Source organism: Actinosynnema sp. (assembly GCF_052038725.1).
In genome coordinates this window covers 1-6,037 of the sequence record NZ_JBQGCX010000230.1, presented here as the reverse complement: position 1 = coordinate 6,037, position 6,037 = coordinate 1, and the positions used below count along the sequence as shown (strand labels likewise).

Annotated in this window: 4 protein-coding genes and 1 pseudogene; 2 read left to right on the top strand and 3 right to left on the bottom strand. The window is 74.5% G+C overall.

Annotated elements, in window-relative coordinates; genetic code table 11:
* Positions 1–788: 788 nt before the first annotated feature.
* A pseudogene (locus tag ACTUAL_RS04510) lies at positions 789–2,309 on the bottom strand (MFS transporter); the annotation flags it as partial.
* Between the two features lie 82 nt (positions 2,310–2,391).
* On the opposite strand from ACTUAL_RS04510, the gene ACTUAL_RS04505 reads away from it, so the two are divergent.
* A complete protein-coding gene (locus tag ACTUAL_RS04505; RefSeq protein ID WP_096493108.1) occupies positions 2,392–3,024 on the top strand; it encodes a TetR/AcrR family transcriptional regulator in 633 nt (210 codons plus the stop codon).
* Positions 3,025–3,420: 396 nt separating this feature from the next.
* On the top strand, positions 3,421–4,257 hold the full coding sequence (locus tag ACTUAL_RS04500; RefSeq protein ID WP_440899360.1) for a thioesterase II family protein: 837 nt from the start codon (positions 3,421–3,423) through the stop codon (positions 4,255–4,257).
* Positions 4,258–4,398: 141 nt separating this feature from the next.
* On the opposite strand, the gene ACTUAL_RS04495 is transcribed toward ACTUAL_RS04500, so the two are convergent.
* Together ACTUAL_RS04495 and ACTUAL_RS04490 are read right to left on the bottom strand one after the other, a co-directional pair.
* A complete protein-coding gene (locus ACTUAL_RS04495; RefSeq protein ID WP_015801501.1) occupies positions 4,399–4,659 on the bottom strand; it encodes a hypothetical protein in 261 nt (86 codons plus the stop codon).
* Positions 4,660–4,694: 35 nt separating this feature from the next.
* Entirely contained in the window at positions 4,695–5,426 is a 732-nt protein-coding gene (locus tag ACTUAL_RS04490) for an ATP-binding cassette domain-containing protein (RefSeq protein WP_096493106.1), read from the bottom strand.
* Positions 5,427–6,037: the final 611 nt, after the last annotated feature.

Sequence of the window (6,037 nt, the reverse complement as noted above, 5' to 3'; positions counted from 1 at the left end):
TGGCCCGCTTCAGGTAGCCCAGGAGCTTTGCCTCGTTTTCCACGCACGCCTCCAGGACAGTTCCCGCTTCGCGTTCTGACCATTCCGACACGGCGGCCGGGAATCGTCCCGGCTGTCGTTTCTCCGCTTCGCGCCGCACGTCACGGGGCAGGGGTCAGCACCGGGAATTGCTCCCGGAAAGCATTGACCGATCCCGACCGGCACGCACGGCACCTCGGCCCGCTATTGCGCGAACCGCTTTCCACGATGACGCTACGAAAGGCCGGACAGGACGGCCAACCCCTAGCCCGCCCTTAGCTTCCCCCTAGCGGGGTTTGGTCCACCGGGGGTCGTGCGGGGACCCCTGCGCACCCCTCCGGACACCCCTCCGCGCACCCCTCCGGGCACCCCCTGCGGGCCCGTGGAACGACAGGATCCCGGCCACACCAGGGGTGCGACCGGGATCGGGTTGACGGCGGTGGGGAGGGTCAGGTGACGAGCGAGCCCTCGTCGTCCTTCACCGGGCTGACCAGGGCGGCCGGGAGCTCCGGGGTGGGCTGCGGGGCGTCGTGGGCGGGATCGGCCGCGGGGTGCGCGGCGGGCTTCCCAGGGGTCTTCCCGGCGCTCTTCCCAGGGGCCTCGCCCGCGCTCTCGGCGGCGGCCTCCCCGGCGGTCCCGGCCCGCTTCGCGGCGTCGGCCCCCTCCTCGGCGCTCCCCCCTGCGACAGGGGTCCCGGCGTCGCCGTCGGGATCGACCTCGGGGGGGGCGTCGGCGGCGGCCTCGGGCGCCGCCTCCACGGCGGCGTCGGGCGCGGGGCCGGGGCGGGGGACCTTGGCCAGCAGGGCCGCGGCGACGAAGGTGGTGAGCAGCAGCACCCCGGCCACCGACCAGGCCGAGACCTGCACCTCGTGGGTGAACGCGGTCCTGGCGGCCAGGCCCAGCGCGTCGCCGGTGGCGGCGGGCAGCGCGGCGGCGACCTCCACGGCCGAGCCGAGCGTCTCCTTGGCGGTGGTCAGCACGTCCGGGGACACCCCGGCCGGGCTCAGCTCGGTGAGCTCGGAGCGGTAGACGAACGCGCCGAGGCTGCCGAGCACCGCGACGCCGAGCGCGCCGCCGAACTGGCTGCCCGTCTCGGACAGCCCGGACGCGGCGCCCGCGCGCTCCTGCGGCGCGGTGGTGACGACCAGCTCCGCGGTCAGGGTCAGCACCATCGCCAGGCCCATGGCGCTGAGCGACTGGCCGACGACGGCCTGCGCGAGCCCGTCCTCCACCCGCACCTGCGACATCACGACGGAACCGCCGACGCCCAGCAGCAGGCCGAGCGCGACCACCCGCGAGTAGCGCAGCTTCGCGACGAGGACCGGGGCGAACAGGGCCGCGCCGAGCGCGCCGGTGAACGCCTGCGGCAGCGACCACAGGCCGGCCTCGAACGGTTCCAGCCCGAGCACCAGCTGGAGGTACTGGCTGGTGAAGAACATGAAGCCGATCATGGCGAAGTTGGCGAGCACGTTGGTGGCCAGCGCCGCCGAGAACGCGGCCTTGCGGAACAGGCTCACGTCGAGCATCGGGTCGTCGGTCTTGTTCTGGCGCACCAGGAACACCGGCAGCAGCACCAGTCCGAGCGCGATGCCCGCGAAGGGCTGCCAGCCTGCCCCGCGCTCCGCGAGCTCCTTGATGCCCCAGATGACCGGGAGCACGGCGGCGAACAGCAGCGCGGAGCTGAGGAGGTCGAACCTGCCCGCGCCGGGGTTGCGGTACTCGGGCAGCAGCAGCGGGGCGGCGATGACGAGCACCAGCATGATGGGGACGTTGACCAGGAAGACCGTGCCCCAGTGGAAGCTCTGCAGCAGCACGCCGCCGAGCAGCAGGCCGAGCGCGCCACCGGCGGAGAAGCCGGTGGCCCACAGGCCGATCGCGGCGCGGCGCTGCTGGGCGTCCTGGAACATGGTGCGGATCAACGACATCGTGGAGGGCATGAGGGTCGCGCCCGCGACGCCCATGAGGGCGCGGGTGCCGATGAGCAGCTCCGGGGAGCTGGCGTAGGCGGACAGCGCCGAGGCCACTCCGAACGCGACGGCTCCGACGATCAGCAGCTTGCGCCTGCCGATCCGGTCGCCGAGGGTGCCCATGGGGATCAGCAGTCCGGCGAGGACGAACGCGTAGATGTCCGTGATCCACAGGAGTTGGCTGCTGGACGGGCCTAACTCGACGCTGATGAAGGGCAGCGCGTAGGACAGCACGGTCATGTCCATGCTGATGATGAGGGTGACGAGGACGAGGACGGCCAGCCCCCACCACTCGCGCTTGCCCGCACGTGGGCCAGGAGTCATGGTCGCAACGCTACACCGGGATCTATACGCTTGTATATGACGATCGTATGAATGATCACTCGTGGTCGGGTAGGATCATGAGGTGGGCCACCGTGACCAGCTCCTCGACGGGGCGAAGAAGTGCCTGTACGAACGCGGTTACTCGAACACGACGGCGCGCGACATCGTCGCGGCGTCGAACACGAACCTGGCGTCGATCGGATACCACTTCGGCTCCAAGGAGGCCCTGCTCAGCGCCGCGCTGGTCTCGGCGTTCCAGGAGTGGGGCAACGAGCTGGACCGGGTCATGGCGGAGGTCGGCTCGGACCTGACGGTCGCGGGCAGGCTGGAGACCATGTGGGCGGGCGTGCTGAAGTCCTTCACCACGCACCGGCCGCTGTGGGTGGCGGGCATCGAGGCGTTCTCGCTGGCGGAGCGGATGCCCGAGCTGCGGGAGATGCTGGCGTCCGCCTACCGGCGCGCCCGCCCGTCGCTGGGGCAGCTGACCCTGGCGGGCACGGGCGCGGAAGAGCGCACCCGCCTCGCGGCGGGCTCGTTCCTGCTGGCGGTGATGACCGGGCTGACCGTGCAGAGCCTGCTGGACCCGGAGGCGGTGCCCGAGTCGGGGGACCTCATCACCGCCGTGCGCGCCGTCTTCGAGCGCTTCGACGTGCAGCTCGCCCCGGAGGACGACCCGCTGGCGCAGCCAGGGGGCGCCGCGGCGGGCTCCGAGTAGGAGGGGGCGGGAGCCTGCTCCGGGGCGCGGCGGGCTCCGGGGTGCGAGCCCTGGGGTGCGGCCTCTGGAGTGCGGCCTCTGGGGTGTGGCAAGGGTGCGCTAGGGGTTGCCGCGGGGGCGCGGCGCGGGGAGCTTCAGGGGCACCGCGATCGGCCGGATCACCACCCGGCCGAACGAACCCCGGCCGAACCACCCCTGCCCGAACGATCCCGGTGGACCGGGCCGAGTCCGGGTGGGACGCGCTCGACCGGACACGCCCGGTCGCCCGCGCCACGCCGAGCGGTTCGGGTGGGACGCGCCCGACCGGACACACCCGGTCGCCCGCTCCCGGCCGGACCCGCCCGGTGGGCCGAGGCCGACCGGACGACCCCGCCGCCCCACAGCCGAGGAGTGCCCGTGCCAGCCCGAAGCCCCCTGACCGGGCGGCGCAGCGCGGACCGGGGCGCGACCCCGTCCGGCTCGTCGCCGTCCAGCGCGTCCCGCGCGAGCGCGCCCACCACGAGCGGCCTGTGGTTGCGCCGGTTCCAGCGGACCGAGGACGCGCCCGTGCGCCTGGTCTGCTTCCCGCACGCGGGTGGTTCCGCGACCTACTTCCTGTCCGCGGCCCGCGCGCACGCCCCGGCCACCGACGTGCTGACCGTGCAGTACCCCGGCCGCCAGGACCGCAGGGCCGAGCGCCCGCTGGAGTCGATCCCCGCGCTGGCGGAGCGGATCACCGAGGAGCTGCTGCCGCTGGTCGACCGCCCGGTGGCCCTGTTCGGGCACAGCATGGGCGCGACGGTGGCGTTCGAGGTGGCCCTCAGGCTGCAGGAGCGGGGCGCGCCGCCGGTGGAGCTGTTCGCCTCGGGCAGGCGGTCGCCGCAGACGCACCGGGGCGAGTCGCTGCACCTGCGCGACGACGCGGCGCTCCTGGCGGAGCTGGTGTCGTTGGGCGGCACCGACTTCCGGCTGATCGACGACGAGGTGCTGCGCGCGGCCCTGCCCGCGCTGCGCGCCGACTACAAGGCCGTGGAGACCTACACCTGCGACGGGGTCCCGGTGCTGGACCTGCCGATCACGGCGCTGGTCGGCGACGCGGACCCGAAGGTGGACCTGGCCGAGGCGCGCGCCTGGGAGCGGCACACCTCGGCGGGTTTCGCGCTGGAGGTCTTCACCGGCGGGCACTTCTACCTGGCCGAGCACGCGGGCGCCGTGCACGCCCTGCTCGCCGAGCGGCTGGACCGGCACCGCTAGGGCGCGGGGGTGGCGCGCCACCGCGGGCGCGCGGCACCCCCACGGCCCCGGCCCGCGGGCGCGGCGCCCCCCGCGCGGGGCCGGTGGGGCCCCCGCGCCTCGGTCCACGCGCCTCAGGCCACGCGCCTCAGTCCACGCGCCTCAGTCCACTTTCGCCAGCCCCACCGAGCACAGGTGGGCGGCCCACCGGCGCAGGTCGGCCAGCGTCGCCGAGGGCGCGACGTCCCACCGCTGGGCGAGCCCGTCGGCCGCCCGCTCGACGTCGCCGCCGTGCCGCCACAGCTCGATCCACATCCCCGTCTCCTCGGCCGCGAACAGGAACGACGCCCCGGTCGCGGGCACGGCCAGCAGGAGCCTGCCCTCGGGGTCCACCTTCGTTACCACCGGATTGGCCAGTCGCACGTGCACTCGTCTCCCCGATCAGTGACGCCGGAGCGTCAGCGGAAGGCCCTGGGAGCAGCGCTCAGGCTCCCGGACCGCAGTGCGAGGTGGGTGTCGCACCAGTCCTCCAGCGCCGCCCGGTCGCGCGCGGCGCACAGCACCCCGCCACCGGCGGCGGCGAACTCGCGCAGGACCGCGCGGACCACCTCGGACTCCCAGCCGTCGACCCCGGTGAAGGGGTCGTCCAGCACCAGCAGCGCCCGTCCGCCGAGCAGGGCGGCGGCGAGCCGCAGCAGGACCTGCTGCCCGGTCGTGCACTCGGCGGCCTGCACGTGGGCGACGTCGCCGAGCTCGCAGGCGGCCAGCAGCACGCCCGCCTCCCGCTCGGCCTCGCCCCGCGAGGCCCCGGAGCGGAGCGCGCAGCAGACCAGGACGTCGAAGCAGGAGAGCCGGTCGGCCACGGGCACCCGGTCGGGCACCAGCCCGACGCCGGACCTGGCGAGGCCGCAGTCCTCCCAGGGGTCGCGCCCGAACAGGCTGACCCGCCCCTCGTCCGGGGGCAGCAGCGCGGCGGCGACGGACGCGAGCACGGTCTTGCCCGCCCCCCGCGCGCCGGCGACGCCGACCAGCTCGCCGGGACGCACCCGCAGCTCGGCCCCGCGCAGCACGACCTCGTCGCCGAACTGCTTGGTGACCTGGGACAGGCGGACCAGCGCGCCCGTCTTCAGCGCGGCGCGGACCACACCGGTGGCGACCGGAAGCCGGGCGCCCGAGACAGTCGAAACCATGAACCCTCCCTGTGGACGCCTCCCACGCTAGAAGCGCTCGGGGGCGGGCGACATGGCTCTACGACCACAGCGGGGGTGGGGATAAACCGACCTCCGTTCGGGAAGCCGGCTACTCTCGGCTCATGCCCGTCCGGCACCTCTGTGGAAGGGCTAACTCCAACGAGTGAGTCCCTGGGTGGCTTGGCCGAACGCCGGGTGCCCCACTCACCGACGAGCCCCCGGACCTGCGCTTCCAGTCGGGACGCGACCCGCCCGGAACACCCGCCCGAAGATCACCGGGTCGGGGTAGCGCACCGCCGCCGCGCGGCCGTCGGACGTCCCCGGAAGCGTGATCGTCACGGTGCGGAGTCGGATTCCAGGTCACCGGGCGCGCCTTCCCCGTCTCACCCCAGAGCAAACACCCGGTCAGCCGCTCCCGGAAAGCGCTTCGCTTCGGGGTCCCCCGGCCACCGGCGCCCGCAGCGCCTCCCCGCGCGCCCGCCGCGCCCGACAGCGCCCCCTCACCACCCCGTGTGCACGTGCCCCGCCCACCGCAGCGGCAGGTCCGGTTGGGCCGCGCGGTGCTCGCGCACCACCGCGTGCAGCGCCCGCGCCGCCGCCCCGCTCGCCGC